This window comes from Pseudomonas sp. S32 (assembly GCF_016648095.1).
In the GTDB taxonomy this organism is placed as follows: domain Bacteria; phylum Pseudomonadota; class Gammaproteobacteria; order Pseudomonadales; family Pseudomonadaceae; genus Aquipseudomonas; species Aquipseudomonas parafulva.
On the sequence record NZ_JACVVF010000015.1, the window covers coordinates 38,638 to 56,403 of the forward strand.

Genomic DNA, 17,766 nt, shown 5'->3' on the forward strand with positions numbered 1-17,766 from the left:
GGCCATGTGGCGGTACGGGTTGGGCTTGTGCGTTGCGTTGCTGCTGGCGGGGTGTGAAAGCACCCACGAGCAGATGGTCGGGCGCGGCTACCCCCCCGCCTATGCCGACGGCTTTCAGGATGGGTGCAGCAGTGGCCGGCAGGCCGCCGGTGTGATGGTGGGCGACTTTCGCAAGAACGTGCCGCGCTACCTGCACGAGCCGCAGTATGAAACCGGCTGGGACGATGGTTTCCGCCAGTGCAAGGCTACGCAGGACAGCGCCGAGCAGCAGCAATACCACCAGCGCTTCTGGGACCAGCGCGACCGTGACTGGCAGCAGGAAAAGGACCGCGGCGCAGCCCGGGCCTGGCGCCCCGACTGAGTCGCTACTGGGCATTCGTTGAAACCCTCAGCCTGCCATGATGGTCTTCTGCACAAGGAGGCCGCCATGAGCCGAGCATTCGTCAACGAAGACCAAGCCGCTGCCCAGGCCGATCAACCGGTAGAGCGGCATGTCAGTGAACAACCCAACTATGTAACCGCCAGTGGCCTGCGCCAGTTGCAGGCCCGCGTGGCCAGCCTCAACACCTTGCGCAGTGAGCTGGCGGCGCAGGGTGAGCGCGGTGACAAGCAGCGGTTGGCCGACACGGAGCGTGACCTGCGTTACTTCACCCTGCGCGTGCAGAGCGCCCAGGTGATGCCCCCTGCCCAGTCATCCAGCAAGGTCGCCATCGGCAGCCGCGTCACGTTTGCTGATGAAGATGGGCTGGAGCAGACCGTGCAGTTGGTGGGTGAAGACCAGGCCGACGCGGGGCGCGGGCTGATCAACTGGGGCTCGCCCCTGGGGCGGGCGCTGCTCGGTGCTGAGCCCGGGGACGAGGTGGCGTGGCACCGACCAGCGGGTGATCGGGTGATCGAGGTTGTGCGGATCGACGGTGAAGCAGACTAAGGCCGCGACGCGGCCCTGATAGCGGGCGGGTCAGACTACGCCTTGGGCCAGCATCGCATCCGCTACTTTCACGAAGCCTGCGATGTTTGCACCCTTGACGTAATTGACGCGGCCGTCGGCCTCTTCGCCGTAATGCACGCACGCATGGTGAATCGACTGCATGATGCCGTGCAGCTTGTTGTCCACTTCGCCGGCCGTCCACAGAAGGCGCATGGCGTTCTGTGACATTTCCAGGCCTGACACAGCCACACCGCCGGCGTTGGAGGCCTTGCCAGGGGCATACAGAATGCCTGCCTCCAGGAAGATATCCACAGCCGCAAGCGTGGTAGGCATGTTGGCGCCCTCGGCTACACAGATGCAGCCATTGCCCAGCAGCGCCTTGGCATCGTCCACATCCAGCTCGTTTTGGGTGGCGCAAGGCAACGCGATATCGCACACCAGGCTCCACGGGGTTTGGCCCTTGCGGAATTCCAGACCAAACTGCGCGGCCAATTCGCTGATGCGCCCACGCTTGACGTTTTTCAGCTCCATCAGCGCATCCCACTGGGCATCAGTGAGGCCCGCTTCGGCGTACAGCGTGCCTTCTGAGTCAGACAGCGAAATAACCTTGCCGCCCAAGTCCATGACCTTGCGCGCCGCATATTGGGCAACGTTGCCCGAGCCCGAGATGGCCACGCGACGGCCATCAATACGCTGGTTCTGGCGCTTGAGCATCTCTTCGGCGAAATATACGCAGCCGTAGCCAGTTGCCTCCGGGCGGATCAGGCTGCCGCCATAGGTCATGCCCTTGCCGGTGAGCACCGACGTGAAGTGGTTGGCCAGGCGTTTGTACTGGCCGAACATAAAGCCAATCTCGCGGGCACCCACACCAATATCGCCGGCCGGCACATCGCAATCAGCGCCGATGTGGCGATACAGCTCACTCATGAACGCCTGGCAGAAGCGCATTACTTCAGCGTCGCTCTTGCCCTTGGGGTCGAAGTCCGAACCGCCCTTGCCGCCGCCCATGGGCAGGGAGGTCAGGGAGTTCTTGAATACCTGCTCGAACGCCAGAAACTTCAGCACGCTGAGGTTCACCGACCGGTGGAAGCGCAGGCCGCCCTTGTACGGGCCGATGGCGCTGCTCATCTGGATGCGGTAGCCGCGGTTGACCTGCACCTTGCCCTGGTCATCCACCCAGGAAACCCGGAACAGCACCGCGCGCTCAGGCTCCACCATGCGCTCCAGAATGCCCGCCTGCAGGTAATGGGGGTTGGCTTCAAGGAACGGCCAGAGGGTGCGCAGCACCTCTTCCACGGCCTGGTGGAATTCCGGTTGGCCGGGGTCACGCTGCTGCAGGCGTGCGAGGAAATCGTCGACGGATTCGATCATGGTAGACATCTCACCAAGAGGATTGGACTTATTGGTTTTCTCTGGAATGTACCAAGAAGCAATCGCCCTGCAACAGGGCGCGATGTCGTTTTAATGAAATTATTTGGTGCGTTTTATATAAATGTATACAAAATAAAACGCTATTTGCCGATTACAGGCACAAAAATGGGGCCTTGAAGGCCCCATCGTTGTGCAGCTGAAAGCGGCTTACTGGGCCATCTTTTTGTGGCGCACACGGTGCGGCTGGGCAGCAGCATCACCCAGGCGCTTCTTGCGGTCGGCTTCGTACTCGGTGTAGTTGCCCTCGAAGAACACCACGTTGGAATCGTCTTCGTAAGCCAGGATGTGCGTGGCTACACGGTCCAGGAACCAACGGTCGTGGGAAATCACGATGGCGGCGCCAGGGAAGTCCAGCAAGGCTTCTTCCAGCGAACGCAGGGTTTCAACGTCGAGGTCGTTGGACGGTTCGTCGAGCAGCAGCACGTTGCCGCCCTCTTTCAGGGTGAGAGCCAGGTGCAGGCGCCCACGCTCACCACCGGACAGGTCCTTGACGAACTTCTGCTGGTCACCGCCCTTGAAGTTGAAGCGACCAACATAGGTACGCGACGGGATCTCGTAGTTGCCGATGCGGATCTGGTCGGAGCCGTCGGAAACCTGCTGGAACACGGTTTTGCCACCGTCCAGGTCTTCGCGGCTCTGGTCCACGCAGGCCAGCTGCACGGTTTCGCCAATCTCGATGCTGCCCGAGTCCGGTTGTTCCTTGCCCATCAGCATGCGGAACAGGGTCGACTTACCGGCACCGTTACCGCCGATCACACCCACAATGGCGCCCTTGGGCATGGCAAACGACAGGTTGTCGATGAGTACGCGGTCACCATAGCCCTTGGTGACGTTCTTGAACTCGATGACCTTGTCACCCAGACGCGGGCCAGCCGGTATGTAGATCTCGTTGGTTTCGCTGCGTTTCTGGAATTCCTGCGACTGCATTTCTTCGAACCGCTGCAGGCGCGCCTTGGACTTGGACTGGCGGGCCTTGGCGCCTTTGCGCACCCATTCCAGTTCTTCCTTCATGGCCTTTTCGTGGGCGCTCTGCTGCTTGGACTCTTGCGCCAGGCGATCGGACTTGGCTTCCAGCCAGCCAGAGTAGTTGCCTTCGTACGGGATACCCGCACCACGGTCCAGTTCCAGGATCCAGCCGGCAACGTTGTCGAGGAAGTACCGGTCGTGGGTAATGGCTACCACGGTGCCCGGGAAGTCGTGCAGGAAGCGCTCCAGCCAGGCGACGGAATCGGCGTCCAGGTGGTTGGTCGGTTCGTCCAGCAGCAGCATGTCGGGGGCCGACAGCAGCAGGCGGCACAGGGCTACACGGCGCTTTTCACCGCCGGACAGGTGTTCGATGCGCGCATCCCAGGCCGGCAGGCGCAGGGCATCGGCCGCCACGTCCAGCTGGCGCTCCAGGTTATGGCCGTCGGCGGCCTGCAGGATGGCTTCAAGCTTGGCCTGTTCGGCGGCCAGCTTGTCGAAGTCGGCATCGGGCTCGGCGTAGGCCGCGTAGACCTCGTCCAGGCGGGCCTGTGCGTCCTTGATTACGCTGACCGCTTCTTCGACCACTTCGCGCACCGACTTGGTGGGGTCCAGTTGCGGCTCCTGCGGCAGGTAACCCACGTTGATGTCGGGCATCGGGCGGGCTTCGCCGTCAAACTCCTTGTCGACACCCGCCATGATGCGCAGCAGTGTCGATTTACCCGCGCCGTTCAGGCCGAGTACACCGATCTTGGCGCCCGGGAAGAACGACAGGGAAATGTTCTTGAGAATTTCCCGCTTCGGCGGCACGACCTTGCTCAGCCGATGCATGGTGTAGACGTATTGAGCCAAAACCAAGCCCTCTCATTCAGATAAGTAAGGACATCGACGAGCGCCCCGGCGATGGCCAGGGGAGTCACGGTCGGGTGTCGTTGAACAAAGTGGACCATTCTACGCCAACGCGCCGCGTTGCATAGGCGTGGCTAATGGTCGAGAAAAAGGGGGCGCTGGCCTGCAGGTGCTGCGGCCAGCGCGGGGTCAGACGTGGCGCTGCCTGGCCTTGCCGCGTGGCAAGCGGCAACGCTCACCTTGCTCGGCAAGGCGCGAAGCCCAGGCCGACTTGACGCTGAAACCACCGCTGCGCGCTGGCTGTACAGGGGCCACAGGTGCCGACGTGGCGGAAGGCGTGGCGACCGGCTTGGCGCCTGGCTTGGCCACAGCTACAGGTGCCGGTTGCGCAGCTGCCCTGGCGCTGGTACGCAACTCGGCCAGCGACGGCGCCTTGGCCTTGGTGGCTGCGGCGGGTTTTACCAGCGAGCGCTGGCAAGTCTTGCAGGATACGTCCTCGGTCACGGCAGTGCTGACAAGGGTCTGACTGCTGCGCCCACAGGCGGAATCGAGGCCATTGGTGGAAAAGTGAGTAACCAAAACCGAACATCTCCGATGCGTTGTCATGTGAAGCGGGCGGCATTCTCGCACAGGTTGCAGGGGCTTGCCGAACCAGGGCCCCACGGGACACGGCGAACAGCGCTGGCACTTTGCCACAATGCTAGGCATGCTAGCCGGTTTCGAGTGTCCGGCTTATAGTGCGCCACCGCGGTATGGCAGCCAGGCACCGGCAGCCGCCGCGCATGACCCTACCTGCCATCGCCAGCCCAATCGCAGGATCGACGCTTGACCAATCACACGCTACCGCCTTCATCGCGTTCCGCGCCCCACGCGCCCGCTACCAGCATGCGCGGGTCGATCAAGGGTGCGTTGGCGTTGCTGGCCTTGCTGCTGCTGGGCCTGTTGTTGTGGCAGCTGTTCGCCCAGTTCAACAATACCCAGGCCGAGCTGCGCAAGAAGAGCCTGGATGCCACCACGGAACTGGCCGACCACCTGAGCCTGAACATGGCGTTCAAGGCGCAGCAGGCCATCAATGTGATGCAGCCCTATATCAAAGCGCCGGCCCCGGCTGCGGTCAGTGCGCTGGTCGGCGTGCTGCGCGAACGGATACCCGCATTGCAGAGCGTGGCGTGGCTGGACAGCGCGGGCCGTTCGCGTATCGACAGCCTGCCGGGTGCGGGCGATCGCGCCTTGATCGACGAATTGCTCAAGCTCAACCAGGGCCGCCCGTACTTTTTCACCAACGCCGCCGACAACCGCACGCTTTACCTGCTGCTGCGCCAGGCGCCCGAGCAGGACCGCGGCTACTGGCTGCTGCGCCTGTCACCTGACTACTACAGCACCCTTACCGACCGCCTGAACGGCGCCAGCCACCCGCAATGGCTGCTGGAAAACAGCCGCAGCGGCGATGTACTGCAACGCCACCTGTCCTCACACAGCAGCCAGGCGCCGTTGCAGAGCGTGATGCTGGCGTTCATCGACAGCAGCACCTGGCAGTTGCGCGGGCAATTCGACGCGCATCTGGCGCGGCAGAAGCTGCTGCCCGCGCTGATCGGCAAGTGCGTGCTGGTGCTGATCTGCGCACTGCTGCCGCTGCTGGCCCTGATCAACATGCGCCGCCGCCAGCGCGCATTGCAGGAAGACCGCCGGCGCTACCAGGAAATTTTCGAAGGCACTGGCGTAGCGCTGTGCGTGCTGGACCTGTCCAGCCTTCCCGGGCAACTGGACCGCTACCACGTGCGTAACCGCGCAGCGCTCAAGCAAAGCCTGGCCCTGGAGCCAAACCTGCGCCGCGCTCTGCTGCAGCAACTGAAGATCACCGAGATCAACCAAGTGGCCCGCCAGTTGCTGAACATCGACAGCCATGAAGGGGCCTGGCAGCGCCTGTTCGAAGAAAGCGGCAATGGCCGCGACAGCGTCGGCATGCAACTGATCGATGCCTTGATCGAGCAGCGCGCCTTGCTGGAGCTGGAAGTGCGCCTGCCCTCCCCCCTCGGTGGCGAGCTGCACCTGTGGCTGATGGCACGCCTGCCGCAGCAGCGCCGGGACTACCAGGCCGTGATCCTGAGCATCAGCGACATCACCAGCCGCAAGAAGGTGGAACTGTCACTGCTGGAGCGCGAAAGCTTCTGGTCGGACGTGGTCCGCACCGTACCAGACCAGCTGTACGTGCAGGATGTGCACAGCCAGCGGATGATCTTCAGCAACCGTCACCTGGGCCAGACACTGGGTTACGACCGCACCGAGCTGGCCCAGATGGGCGACCGCTTCTGGGAACTGCTGCTGCACCCTGAAGATGCCGACCACTACAAGGCCTTGCGCCAGCAGCAACGTGAAACCGGGCACGACCAGCCGCTGCACTGCCAGTTGCGCTTCCGCCACCGCGACGGCAACTGGCGCTGCTATGACATCCGTGAGCAGGTGCTGGCCCGCGACGCAGACGGCCAGGTGACACGCATCATCGGGGTGGGCAAGGATGTTACCGTGCAGATCGAAGCCAGCCAGTCGCTGCGCGACAGCGAACAACGCTACCGCATGCTGGCCGAGAGCATCAGCGATGTGATCTTCTCCACGGACAGCCAGCTCAAGCTGGACTATGTGAGCCCTTCGGTGCAAAGCGTGCTGGGCTACCAGACCGACTGGATTTTCGCCAACGGCTGGCAGTCGATCATTGCCAACCCGGCCCAGCTCACGGGTATTTACGGCCTGATGGAGCGCGTCAGCAAGGCCATGGACGACCCGGCCCAACTGGCCGAGTTGCGCAACCATCTGCCAATGCAACTGTTCCTGTTCGACTGCCTGCGCGCCGACGGCCGCAAGATCCCGATCGAACTGCGCCTGGTGCTGGTGTGGGACGACGACCAGCGCTTCGAAGGGGTGCTGGGTGTGGGCCGCGACATCAGCCAGCAACGCCGCGCCGAAAAAGACCTGCGCATGGCCGCCACGGTATTCGAGCACTCCACGTCGGCGATCCTGATCACCGACCCGGCTGGCTACATCGTGCAGGCCAATGAAGCGTTCAGCCGCGTCAGCGGCTATGCGGTCAGCGAGGTGCTGGACCAACTGCCGGGCATGCTGGTGATGAACGAGCAGCAGCAAGCGCACCTGGGCTACATCCTCAAGCAGCTGAACCAGCGCGGCAGCTGGGAAGGCGAAGTGTGGCTCAAGCGCCGCGATGGCGATCACTACCCGGCCTGGGTGGGCATCACCGCCGTGCTGGATGACGAAGGCGACCTGGCCAGCTACGTGTGCTTCTTCACCGACATCAGCGAGCGCAAGGCCAGCGAACAGCGCATTCACCGCCTGGCCTACTACGACGCCCTCACCCACCTGCCCAACCGCACGCTGTTCCAGGACCGCCTGTACAACGCCCTGCAGCAAGCCGAGCGGCAGAAGGCATGGGTGGTGCTGATGTTCCTCGACCTGGACCGCTTCAAGCCGATCAACGACTCCCTGGGCCACGCCGCCGGCGACCGCATGCTCAAGGACATGGCCCAGCGCCTGCTGGCCTGCGTGGACGACGACGACACCGTCGCGCGCATGGGTGGCGACGAGTTCACTTTGTTGCTGCAACCGCGGGCCACCCGCCAACTGGCCCTGAACCGCGCCATTCATGTGGCGGAGAACATCCTTGGCAGCCTGGTGCGTCCGTTCGTGCTGGAAAACCGCGAGTTCTTCGTTACCGCCAGTATCGGCATCGCCCTCAGCCCGCAAGATGGCAGCGAGCTTAGCCAGCTGATGAAGAACGCCGACACAGCCATGTACCACGCCAAGGAGCGTGGCAAGAACAACTTCCAGTTCTACCAGGCCGAGATGAACGCCAGCGCCCTGGAGCGCCTGGAGCTGGAAAGCGACCTGCGCCACGCGCTGGAGCAGAATGAGTTCATTCTTTACTACCAGCCGCAGTTCAGCGGCGACGGCAAGCGCCTGACCGGCGCCGAGGCGCTGCTGCGCTGGCGGCACCCAACCCGAGGCCTGGTGCCGCCGGGCGACTTTATCCCGGTGATCGAGGAACTGGGCCTGGTGGTGGACGTGGGCGACTGGGTGCTGCGCGAAGCCAGCCGTCAGCTCAAGGCCTGGCACAAGGCCAAGGTGCGGGTGCCCAAGGTGTCGGTGAACATCTCGGCGCGGCAGTTTTCCGACGGCCAACTGGGCACCCGCATCGCCAACATCCTGGATGAAACCGGCCTGCCACCGGCGTGTCTGGAGCTGGAGTTGACCGAGAGCATCCTGATGCGCGAGGTGAACGAGGCGCTGCAGATTCTCGCCGGCCTGAAGAACCTGGGGCTGAGCATTGCCGTGGATGATTTTGGTACCGGTTATTCATCGCTCAACTACCTCAAGCAGTTCCCCATCGACGTGCTCAAGATCGACCGTACCTTCGTCGATGGCCTGCCGGCTGGCGAGCAGGACGCGCAGATCGCCAGGGCCATCATCGCCATGGCCCACAGCCTGAACCTGGCAGTGATCGCCGAAGGTGTCGAAACCCATGAGCAGCTGGAGTTTCTGCGTGAGCATGGTTGCGACGAAGTGCAGGGTTACCTGTTCGGGCGGCCCATGCCGGCCCACCAGTTCGAAGCCCAGTTCGCCAACGAAACGCTGTTCATGTTCGACTGACGTTTCCAGTGCGCGGCACGCGATGCTCTGCACCGCTTGAAACCGGACTTTCAAGTCAACTACCGCCCACCTCCAGCCCACAAACGGCGCGGCCTGCAACATGAGGCCCTTTGGTCCGCGACTTGATGCCACTTCATATGCCAGCTGCAGAGCAATCGGTTAGAATGCCCCCCCCAATTCACCCCGATCCTTGAGGACCGCCATGTTCAGCCGTGATTTGACCATTGCCAAGTACGACGCCGAGCTCTTCGAAGCCATGCAGCAAGAAGAACTGCGCCAGGAAGAGCATATCGAGCTGATCGCCTCGGAAAACTACACCAGCCCGGCTGTCATGGAAGCCCAGGGTTCGGTGCTGACCAACAAGTACGCCGAAGGCTACCCAGGCAAGCGCTACTACGGCGGTTGCGAGTACGTCGACGTGGTCGAGCAACTGGCCATCGACCGTGCCAAGCAGCTGTTCGGTGCCGACTACGCCAACGTTCAGCCACACGCAGGTTCCCAGGCCAACGCTGCGGTCTACCTGGCGCTGCTGTCGGCCGGTGACACCATTCTGGGCATGAGCCTGGCCCACGGCGGCCACCTCACCCACGGTGCTTCCGTCAGCTCCTCGGGCAAGCTGTACAACGCCATCCAGTACGGCATCGACGGCAACGGCCTGATCGACTACGACGAAGTCGAGCGCCTGGCAGTCGAGCACAAGCCGAAAATGATCGTTGCCGGCTTCTCGGCCTACTCGCAGGTGCTGGACTTCGCCCGCTTCCGCGCCATCGCCGACAAGGTCGGTGCCTACCTGTTCGTCGACATGGCCCACGTGGCCGGCCTGGTGGCTGCGGGTGTTTACCCGAACCCGGTGCCGTTCGCAGACGTGGTCACCACTACCACCCACAAAACCCTGCGCGGCCCGCGCGGCGGCCTGATCCTCGCGCGCAAGAACGAAGAGATCGAGAAGAAGCTCAACTCTGCCGTATTCCCGGGTGCCCAGGGTGGCCCGCTGGAGCACGTCATCGCCGCCAAGGCCATCTGCTTCAAGGAAGCCCTGCAGCCTGAGTTCAAGGCCTACCAGGAGCAAGTGGTGAAGAACGCCCAGGCCATGGCCAGCGTGTTCATCGAGCGCGGCTTCGACGTGGTGTCTGGCGGTACCAAGAACCACCTGTTCCTGCTGTCGCTGATCAAACAGGATATCTCGGGCAAGGATGCAGACGCCGCCCTGGGCAAAGCCTTCATCACCGTCAACAAGAACTCGGTACCGAACGACCCACGCTCGCCGTTCGTCACCTCGGGCCTGCGTTTCGGCACCCCGGCCGTTACCACCCGTGGTTTCAAGGAAGCCGAATGCCGTGAACTGGCCGGCTGGATCTGCGACATCCTGGCTGACCTGAACAACGACGCGGTGATCGACGCCGTTCGCGAGAAGGTCAAGGCCATCTGCAAGAAGCTGCCGGTTTACGGCAACTGATCGCAGCGTTGAGCTGAAGAAGCCCGGTTTGATGCCGGGCTTTTTTGTGCCTGCAGGCATCCCGGAATCGGTTCCAGATAGGCCCCAGCCAGGGTTCACCTTAGCCTCCTGCCTCCGTTGAACACATTGGAGGCGCCCCCTGATGACACACAAAGCCCGTTCCTTTATTGCAACCCTGCAAGTAAATGGTTGCCCAGTGAATACTTTCGACAGCATGACCCGTGGTCAGGTGGTGCTGGAGAGTCCACTGGCTAGCCCTGCACATGCCCTGGACGGCGCATCGGCGCTTGGCATGCTCAATTGCTCGGATGAGGACTGGCAACACGGCCAGGACCTGGGGCTGATTACCTTTGAGCGAGCGGCTGCGCCGGCCCCATTGTTGTTGTACTTCCGCCACAGTGACGAGGGTTATCGCCTTTACATTCGCAGTGGCCCGCATTTTGGCCAGGGCGTTTTCGTCACGGAGGAAGGGCTGGTGGCGGTCAAGCCTATCGAACAGAAAGATCCCACCCTCTGGTCAGTCATTGCTGCCGCTACCGGCGAACATTTGGATGTCATCACAACCGAGACGGACGAAATCGATATCTCACTTGTGAGCACCGATAACCCGCTCGGGCTCCAGTCCCTATTCCCGGTTGGTGGCTATGCCATGTGCCACGCGGCGGCTGACCGGTGCACGCTCAGGCTGGCAATCGAGCAGCGGGATGTGGACTGGTACAGGTCTGCCTGAGCAATCATTAGCCTAAGGCCAGGAAAGCAGCCGCGTAGCCGGGCCGCAAATGCCGTTGTCTCGGCAACCGGCTACTTTTCAGATTAACCTGTGGTTTTTTGCTCAAGCTCACAGGCTCCCCTTGACCAGAGACCAACTCGAAACCCACCAGACCCCGATCTACTTCGCCGCCGTGCTGGCGGCCATCGTGTTTGGCTTGCTGTCCAGCACCTCCGCGCGCTATCTGGAGGCACTGGCCACGCCCACTATTGCCGTACTGATGTACGCCATGTTCCTGCAGATTCCGTTTCTGAGCCTGCGCGAGGGCCTGAGTAATCGCCGCTTCATGGCTGCCTTGCTGCTGGCCAATTTCATTCTGGTGCCGTTGTTGGTCGCGGCCATTACCCGTGGCCTGATGCACCACCCAGCACTGCTGGTGGGCGCATTGCTGGTATTGCTGACGCCCTGTATCGACTACGTGGTGGTGTTCACCCACCTGGGCAAGGGCGATGCACGGTTGACCCTGGCGGCCACGCCCGTACTGCTGTTGCTGCAACTGGTGCTGCTGCCGGTTTACCTGGCGGTATTGCTGGGGGACAGCGCGCAGGTAGGCCTGGCGATCAGTCCGTTTCTGCAGGCATTTCTGTTACTGATCGTGCTGCCGCTGGGGCTGGCGGTGCTGACCAGCGCAAGTGTCAAACGGTCCAGTGCGGTGGCTGCCTGGAACCATGCCTGGGCCTGGATGCCAGTGCCGGCAATGGCGCTGGTGCTGTTCGTGGTGATCGCACCGCAGATCAGCGTGGTGCTGAGGGACTTGGGCCAGTTGCTACCCGTGGTACCGGTGTACCTGGCCTTTGCAGTGCTAGCACCGCTGATCGGCTGGGCAACTGCACGGCTGATGCGGCTGCCGGTACCCCAGCAACGCTCGGTGATGTTCAGTGCATCCACCCGTAATTCACTGGTGGTGCTGCCATTGGCACTGGCCTTGCCAGAGCAGTTACGCACCCTGGCAGCGGCGGCCGTGATTACGCAAACACTGGTGGAGCTGGTGTGCGAGCTGATCTACGTGCGGGCGCTCCCGAGGCTCGCCCGCACGTAACGGGCTCAGCTGACCACGTGCAGGTAGTGCAGGTGGCGCTCGTACTGGTCCAGGATGTCGCCGATCACATCTTCACGGCTCCAGCCCATGACGTCGTAGTCCTGGCCACCTTCACGCAGGTACACCTCGGCGCGGAAGTACTTGCGCGCATCGTTGTTGTCGTCCGACTCGCGGATGACAAAACTGGGGGTATTGAACGCGCGGGGGCGAACTTCGTATTTGAAGCGACCTTCACCCGCATGGGATAACTCCAGCGTGACACGGCCGTCGTCGCGTTCATCTACCGTGACGTCGTAACCCTGCTTGCGCAGTTCCTGGGCCACTTCCTCACAGGCAGGTTTCACCACATCGTTGATGAAGCGCGTCACGTGAGCCCGGCGCGGCATCATGGCAATGTTGCGCAGGCGCCGCTGCCAGCCCCCGTGGTTCTGCCGGTGCTGGCGCTGGCCGGGCAGGGCCTGGGTGCGCAGGCCGCGCCGGGTGGCATCCAGGCCAAGCGCCTTGAACAGCCCCCAGATTGCCACCAGCAGAATGACCGCAAACGGCAAGGCGCTGGCGATAGTGGCCGCCTGCAACGCTTTCAGGCCGTTGGCCAGCAACAGGGCGATAGCCACGGCGCCCATGGTGACCGACCAGAACACCCGCTGCCACAGCGGCGAATGGCCTTTGCCCGACGAGGCAAGCATGTCGACCACCAGTGCCCCGGAGTCGGCAGAGGTCACGAAGAACACCACCACCATCAGCACCGCCAGCATCGACACGGCCGTTGACCACGGGAAGTGCTCAAGGAATGCGAAGAGCGCCAGCGAACTGTCCTGGTCGACGACCGTGGCCAGGTCCTTGATGCCGCCGTGCAGGATCATGTGAATGGCGGTATCGCCGAACACGGTCATCCACAGCAGGGTGAAGCCGGCCGGTACGAACAACACGCCGCAGACGAACTCGCGAATGGTGCGGCCGCGGGAAATACGCGCGATGAACAGCCCGACGAAGGGCGACCAGGACAGCCACCAGCCCCAGTACAGCAACGTCCAGCCACCGATCCAGTCGGTGGGCTCGTAGGCGAACAGGTTGAAGGTTTTATTGACGATATCGGACAGGTAAGCGCCCGTGTTCTGTACGTAGGCCTGCAGCAGGAACACGGTCGGGCCCACAATCAGCACGAACAGCATCAGAATCACCGCCAGGCCCAGGTTGAGCTCGGAGAGGATACGGATGCCTTTATCCAGCCCACTGGCCACCGACAGGGTGGCAAGCGTACAGGTGACGGCAATCAGGATGACCTGGATGGTGGTGCTGATGGGCAAGCCGAACAGCTGGTGCAGGCCGCTGTTGATCTGCAGCACGCCGTAGCCCAGCGAAGTGGCGACGCCAAACACCGTGCCCAGAATGGCAAAAATGTCCACCGCATGCCCAATGGGGCCATAGATACGCTCGCCAATCAACGGGTACAGCGCCGAACGCAGGGTCAGCGGCAGCCCGTTGCGGAAACTGAAGTAAGCCAGGATCAGCGCCACGATGGCGTAGATGGCCCAGGCATGCAGGCCCCAGTGGAAGAACGTGATGTTCATCGCTTCGCGCGCTGCCGCGATGGTGTTGGGCTCACCCACCGGCGGGTTGATGAAGTGCATCACCGGCTCTGCAACGCCGAAGAACATCAGGCCGATGCCCATGCCTGCGGAGAACAGCATGGCGAACCAGCTTTTGTTGGGGTAATCCGGCTCGCTGTGGTCCGGGCCCAGCTTGATGTCGCCATAACGGCTGACCGCCAGGAACACCACGCTGATCAGTACCAGCGCCACGGTGAGGATGTAGAACCAGCTGGCGTTGGTGATGATCCATTGCTGGACGTGTTCGAATACGCGCTGGGCGTGTTCCTGGAAAACAGTGGCATACAGCACCAGCAACAATACGAGTATGGCACTGGTGAAGAAGACGGGCGGGTTGATGGTGCTCCTGCGTTTTTGCTCTGCAGTCATAGGCAGTATTACTCCTGGCGTTCAGCGCTGCGCATCGTGAATGGGTGGTCAGGACACGACCACCCTCGGCGCGTGATGAATGAGAGATGCTGAAACCTTACCGTCAGTTCCGGCATTTCCCAAACTTAACCGCTGTGTTTTACCGCCAGGCATTCGCCAGCAGGTCAGCCCAGGTCGCGTTTGAGCGCGGCAATGTGCTCCGGGCCTATGCCGCAGCAGCCACCTACCATACTGGCGCCCCGCTCGCGCCAGTCGGTGGCCCAGGCCAGGTAGCCCGGTGGGTCGAGGTCTTCACGCAGTTCATCCAGGCCATCATTGGCCGTGGCCTCCTTCGGCTGTGGTGGGAAGGCATTGGCGTACGCCCCTATTGCCACCTCGGCCCCATGCTGCTCGATCACCTGGCGGGCCACATCGATTGCAGCCCCAATCACTTCGGGCTGGCTGCAGTTGAACAGCACCGCAGCAGCACCGAGGGCAACCACGGCCTCGATGGCATCGGCTACCGGTTCACCGGAGCGCAGGCGTGGCACGGCGTCCACGTCTTCATCCTGCAAGGTGAACGACACCCAGAACGGGCGGCCGTCTTCAGGCAGGTGCTGATGAATGGCCCGCACTTCGGCAATGGCGCTTTGGGTTTCTGCCAGCCACAGGTCCACATGGGGTGACAGGCCTTGCAGCAGTGGCAGCAGCACCTCTGCCACGCGCGCTGGCTGGAACAGGTCTGGGCGGTAGGAGCCGAACAGCGGTGGCAAGGAGCCTGCCACCTTCACCGGGTGCGCCCCGCTGTCGGCGGCGTGACGGGCCAGTTGCCCGGCAATGTTGGCGAGCTGGCGCCCCTCTTCAGCGAAGCGCGCTTCGCCAATATGGAAAGGCACCACCGCATAGCTGTTACTGGTGATCACCTGGGCACCTGCAGCGATGAACGCCGCATGCACACCCACCACGGCCTCCGGCGCTTCGCTCAGGGCCAGTGCCGACCACTCGGGCTGGCGGAACGGCGCCCCGCTACGTTGCAGTTCACGGCCCATGCCACCGTCAAGAATCACCATCGCTCGCTGTTTCATATAACTACTCTAAAGGTGCTTATGAATAAAATTCATTATGTTGACTACATATATAACTATTAAATACCCAATCCCTTTATTGGCCAACTTTTCAGGTATGAACATGCGATTTTCTGCATTGCTCGGCGCGGGCCTCGTGCTGCTTGCCACCGCCTCCCAGGCTTTTGCCGGTGCCACGCTGGAGCGAGTCGAATCGCGCAAGGAACTGGTCAATGTGCTGATGGAGAGTTACCCGCCGTTTTCCTTCCTGAACGACCAGAACCAGCTGGATGGCTTCGACGTGGATGTGGCCAAAGCCGTGGCCGCCAAGCTGGGCGTGAAACTGCGCCTCGAAACACCGTCGTGGGACGTGATCGCCGCAGGGCGCTGGAGCGGCCGCTACGACATCTGTATCTGCTCCATGACCCCGAGCAAGGCCCGCGCCGAGGTGTTCGACTTCCCGGTTGAGTACTACGCATCGCCTGCGGTGATCGTGGTCAATGCCAAGGACGACCGCATTCATGGCGCCAAGGACCTGGAAGGGCGCAAGGTGGGCCTGACCAGCGCCTCCAGCTACGAAAGCTACCTGAACAAGAACCTTGTGATTGAAGGTGACGAGGGGCGCAAGATCGATTACCCGTTCGATTTCGTGCAGATCGCGCCCTACGATACCGACAACGTCGCCTTCCAGGACCTGGGGCTGGGCGCCGGCGTGCGCCTGGACGCCATCCTCACCAACCTGGTAACCGCACAACCGCGCCTGAACCAGGACAAGCGCTTCAAGCTGGCCGGTGCGCCGCTTTATGAAGAGCCGAACGCCGTTGCCATCGAAAAAGGCGACGCCGAGTGGGATGCCAAGGTACGCCAGGTATTCGCCGAGCTGAAAGCGGATGGCACCCTGAGCAAGCTGTCGCAGAAATGGATCGGCGCCGATATCAGCAAATGAGTACCTTCCCTTCCGCCCCCAAACCCAAAGGCACCCGCCTGCTGGGCTTCAAAACCCGGTTGCTGCTGACCTGGCTGGTGATGTTCGCACTGTTTATCGGGTTCTTTCTCAGCTTCGACCTGAAGTTTTCGATCATTGTGGAGAAGTTTCCCAACCTGGCGGGCTTCAAGCTTGGGCCAAACGGGTTTCTGCAAGGGGCGGCACTGACGCTGTTCCTGTGCCTGTGCTCGATGGTGGTGTCGGTGCTGCTGGGTTTTGCTGCGGCCTTGGCCAGGCTGTCGGGCAGTGCGGTGCTGGTGGGCGTGGCCAGCTTCTATACCTCGTTCTTCCGCGGTACGCCGCTGCTGATCCAGATCCTGCTCATCTACCTGGGCCTGCCCCAGGTGGGGCTGGTGCCAGGCGCCATCAGTGCCGGCATCATCGCCCTGTCGCTGAACTACGGCGCCTACCTCAGCGAAATCTTCCGCGCCGGCATTCTGGGCGTGGCCCGGGGCCAGCGTGAGGCCGCACTGGCTCTGGGCATGCGCCCGCCGCAAATCTTCAGCAGCATCGTGCTGCCCCAGGCCATGCGCGTGATCATCCCGCCCACGGCCAACCAGTTCATCTCGATGCTAAAGGATTCGTCGCTGATCTCGGTGATGGGGGTATGGGAAGTCATGTTCCTTGCCCAGTCCTACGGCCGCTCCAGCTACCGCTACCTGGAAATGCTGACCACGGCGGCGGTGATCTACTGGGTGCTGTCGATTGTGCTGGAACTGGTGCAGGCGCGGTTGGAGGGGCATTACGGGAAGGCGTATCAGCGTTAAGGAGCCTTCATGGCATCGGTGGTAGCCTTGATGATCTCTCTGGCTGCTTCGACGCTGATTGGCAGCGGAGCCTGGGCATCATCCTGCTCGGGCTTGGGTCGATGATGGAAATAACGAAGCAGGGCGATCAAAAGCAAGGTGGGGACGGTCGACAGCGCCACGATGATAGGGACATCACCTGTGGCGTGGGGCCGTATCGAAGTGAATAGATACCAACTGCCCAGGCTAATGCGAATGTTGCCCAGAAACACAAAGCCAAGCAGCGCTACGTAGAAAATGATCACCAGTACCACCGTCACGGTGGTCAGGCGCTTCTCCCATCTAAAACGCCAAGACTCTCGCCTCAGGTAGTCACTGACAAGCCCTGCATTGTCCGCTTCGCCAAGGGACAGATCGTCACTGGTGCTGGTCATAGAAACCCGATGGCCTTCAGCCTGAATTCCATTGCTGCGGTGGACACCCCAAAGGCTTTGGCCAACCGGGCGAGGTCGGTCACTCGCTGCTCGAGGATCATGTGCTTGACCAACGCTGCCGGCATTAACAAGGCGGCAGCAAACCTGTTGGCGGCAACCTCCCTCGGGTCACGCGCCCTGGCACTGAATTGCTCGGTGGTATCACGAGGGGCATCCAGATCACCGTGAACGTGATGACCGATTTCGTGAGCAATGGTGAAGCGCTGGCGAACTGGCGCGTCGCCGAGGTTGTAAGTGATGAGAGGATTGCCGTCGCGGTAGGAGTAATGACCACTCTCGTTGGGCCGCCAGTTGGCCTGGTCAAAAGGATTCAACGGTTTAACCTCGATGCCCATCGCGTGAGCAATAGCGAGGGGGTTAACAGGCAACCGCCCGTCCCAGTGGGCATGCAGGACGTCGTTTGCAGTGCGGTACTCCATACGGCCTCC

Annotated in this window: 15 protein-coding genes; 8 read left to right on the forward strand and 7 right to left on the reverse strand. The window is 62.2% G+C overall.

What is annotated here, in order from left to right; genetic code table 11:
- The first annotated feature begins 4 nt into the window (after positions 1 to 4).
- Together IAE38_RS10710 and IAE38_RS10715 are read left to right on the forward strand one after the other, a co-directional pair.
- Positions 5 to 361: a hypothetical protein gene (locus IAE38_RS10710; protein ID WP_201163597.1), complete on the forward strand. Its 357-nt coding sequence runs from the start codon at positions 5 to 7 to the stop codon at positions 359 to 361.
- Between the two features lie 66 nt (positions 362 to 427).
- Entirely contained in the window at positions 428 to 928 is a 501-nt protein-coding gene (locus IAE38_RS10715) for a GreA/GreB family elongation factor (protein WP_028631732.1), read from the forward strand.
- A 30-nt stretch (positions 929 to 958) separates the two neighbouring features.
- On the opposite strand, the gene gdhA is transcribed toward IAE38_RS10715, so the two are convergent.
- The 3 genes from gdhA to IAE38_RS10730 form a co-directional block, all read right to left on the reverse strand.
- Positions 959 to 2,299 carry an NADP-specific glutamate dehydrogenase gene (gene gdhA, locus IAE38_RS10720; RefSeq protein WP_201163570.1) on the reverse strand — a complete coding sequence of 447 codons (1,341 nt, stop codon included), beginning with the start codon at positions 2,297 to 2,299 and terminating at the stop codon, positions 959 to 961.
- A gap of 207 nt (positions 2,300 to 2,506) precedes the next feature.
- On the reverse strand, positions 2,507 to 4,174 hold the full coding sequence (gene ettA, locus IAE38_RS10725) for an energy-dependent translational throttle protein EttA (protein ID WP_201217583.1): 1,668 nt from the start codon (positions 4,172 to 4,174) through the stop codon (positions 2,507 to 2,509).
- A 186-nt stretch (positions 4,175 to 4,360) separates the two neighbouring features.
- A complete protein-coding gene (locus IAE38_RS10730; protein WP_201163569.1) occupies positions 4,361 to 4,750 on the reverse strand; it encodes a hypothetical protein in 390 nt (129 codons plus the stop codon).
- Between the two features lie 306 nt (positions 4,751 to 5,056).
- Between IAE38_RS10730 and IAE38_RS10735 the strand changes: the two genes are divergently transcribed.
- From IAE38_RS10735 to IAE38_RS10750, 4 genes are all read left to right on the forward strand, one after another.
- Positions 5,057 to 8,827 carry a sensor domain-containing protein gene (locus IAE38_RS10735; protein ID WP_328804864.1) on the forward strand — a complete coding sequence of 1,257 codons (3,771 nt, stop codon included), beginning with the start codon at positions 5,057 to 5,059 and terminating at the stop codon, positions 8,825 to 8,827.
- A 202-nt stretch (positions 8,828 to 9,029) separates the two neighbouring features.
- Positions 9,030 to 10,283 (forward strand): serine hydroxymethyltransferase, encoded by a 1,254-nt coding sequence (glyA, locus tag IAE38_RS10740; protein ID WP_201163567.1) that lies wholly within the window; start codon positions 9,030 to 9,032, stop codon positions 10,281 to 10,283.
- Positions 10,284 to 10,425: 142 nt separating this feature from the next.
- A complete protein-coding gene (locus IAE38_RS10745; RefSeq protein WP_201217532.1) occupies positions 10,426 to 11,013 on the forward strand; it encodes a hypothetical protein in 588 nt (195 codons plus the stop codon).
- A 121-nt stretch (positions 11,014 to 11,134) separates the two neighbouring features.
- On the forward strand, positions 11,135 to 12,091 hold the full coding sequence (locus IAE38_RS10750; RefSeq protein ID WP_201217533.1) for an arsenic resistance protein: 957 nt from the start codon (positions 11,135 to 11,137) through the stop codon (positions 12,089 to 12,091).
- A 5-nt stretch (positions 12,092 to 12,096) separates the two neighbouring features.
- On the opposite strand, the gene IAE38_RS10755 is transcribed toward IAE38_RS10750, so the two are convergent.
- Both IAE38_RS10755 and IAE38_RS10760 read right to left on the reverse strand, forming a co-directional pair.
- A complete protein-coding gene (locus tag IAE38_RS10755; protein ID WP_201163564.1) occupies positions 12,097 to 14,070 on the reverse strand; it encodes a BCCT family transporter in 1,974 nt (657 codons plus the stop codon).
- Between the two features lie 164 nt (positions 14,071 to 14,234).
- Positions 14,235 to 15,119, reverse strand: a complete 885-nt coding sequence (locus tag IAE38_RS10760; RefSeq protein WP_201217585.1) for a homocysteine S-methyltransferase family protein — start codon at positions 15,117 to 15,119, stop codon at positions 14,235 to 14,237.
- 118 nt (positions 15,120 to 15,237) lie between these two features.
- Here IAE38_RS10760 and IAE38_RS10765 point away from each other — a divergent pair, with 118 nt between their 5' ends.
- Together IAE38_RS10765 and IAE38_RS10770 are read left to right on the forward strand one after the other, a co-directional pair.
- On the forward strand, positions 15,238 to 16,059 hold the full coding sequence (locus IAE38_RS10765) for an ABC transporter substrate-binding protein (protein WP_201217535.1): 822 nt from the start codon (positions 15,238 to 15,240) through the stop codon (positions 16,057 to 16,059).
- Positions 16,056 to 16,865 carry an amino acid ABC transporter permease gene (locus IAE38_RS10770; protein WP_201217536.1) on the forward strand — a complete coding sequence of 270 codons (810 nt, stop codon included), beginning with the start codon at positions 16,056 to 16,058 and terminating at the stop codon, positions 16,863 to 16,865. The genes IAE38_RS10765 and IAE38_RS10770 overlap by 4 nt, the downstream gene beginning before the upstream one ends.
- Here the strand turns inward: IAE38_RS10770 and IAE38_RS10775 are convergent.
- Both IAE38_RS10775 and IAE38_RS10780 read right to left on the reverse strand, forming a co-directional pair.
- Entirely contained in the window at positions 16,862 to 17,278 is a 417-nt protein-coding gene (locus tag IAE38_RS10775) for a hypothetical protein (protein WP_201217538.1), read from the reverse strand. The genes IAE38_RS10770 and IAE38_RS10775 overlap by 4 nt on opposite strands.
- Complete coding sequence (locus IAE38_RS10780) at positions 17,275 to 17,757, reverse strand: ImmA/IrrE family metallo-endopeptidase (RefSeq protein ID WP_060482397.1); 483 nt, start codon at positions 17,755 to 17,757, stop codon at positions 17,275 to 17,277. Before IAE38_RS10780 ends, IAE38_RS10775 begins: the two co-directional genes overlap by 4 nt.
- Positions 17,758 to 17,766 lie beyond the last annotated feature (9 nt).

Excerpts from the sequence above, each read along its gene's own strand:
- IAE38_RS10710 (WP_201163597.1), top strand. The coding sequence starts at position 5 with ATGTGGCGGTACGGGTTGGGCTTGTGCGTTGCGTTGCTGCTGGCGGGG.
- IAE38_RS10715 (WP_028631732.1), top strand. The coding sequence starts at position 428 with ATGAGCCGAGCATTCGTCAACGAAGACCAAGCCGCTGCCCAGGCCGAT.
- gdhA (WP_201163570.1), bottom strand. The coding sequence starts at position 2,299 with ATGATCGAATCCGTCGACGATTTCCTCGCACGCCTGCAGCAGCGTGAC.
- IAE38_RS10735 (WP_328804864.1), top strand. The coding sequence starts at position 5,057 with ATGCGCGGGTCGATCAAGGGTGCGTTGGCGTTGCTGGCCTTGCTGCTG.
- glyA (WP_201163567.1), top strand. The coding sequence starts at position 9,030 with ATGTTCAGCCGTGATTTGACCATTGCCAAGTACGACGCCGAGCTCTTC.
- IAE38_RS10745 (WP_201217532.1), top strand. The coding sequence starts at position 10,426 with ATGACACACAAAGCCCGTTCCTTTATTGCAACCCTGCAAGTAAATGGT.
- IAE38_RS10755 (WP_201163564.1), bottom strand. The coding sequence starts at position 14,070 with ATGACTGCAGAGCAAAAACGCAGGAGCACCATCAACCCGCCCGTCTTC.
- IAE38_RS10760 (WP_201217585.1), bottom strand. The coding sequence starts at position 15,119 with ATGGTGATTCTTGACGGTGGCATGGGCCGTGAACTGCAACGTAGCGGG.
- IAE38_RS10765 (WP_201217535.1), top strand. The coding sequence starts at position 15,238 with ATGCGATTTTCTGCATTGCTCGGCGCGGGCCTCGTGCTGCTTGCCACC.
- IAE38_RS10770 (WP_201217536.1), top strand. The coding sequence starts at position 16,056 with ATGAGTACCTTCCCTTCCGCCCCCAAACCCAAAGGCACCCGCCTGCTG.
- IAE38_RS10775 (WP_201217538.1), bottom strand. The coding sequence starts at position 17,278 with ATGACCAGCACCAGTGACGATCTGTCCCTTGGCGAAGCGGACAATGCA.
- IAE38_RS10780 (WP_060482397.1), bottom strand. The coding sequence starts at position 17,757 with ATGGAGTACCGCACTGCAAACGACGTCCTGCATGCCCACTGGGACGGG.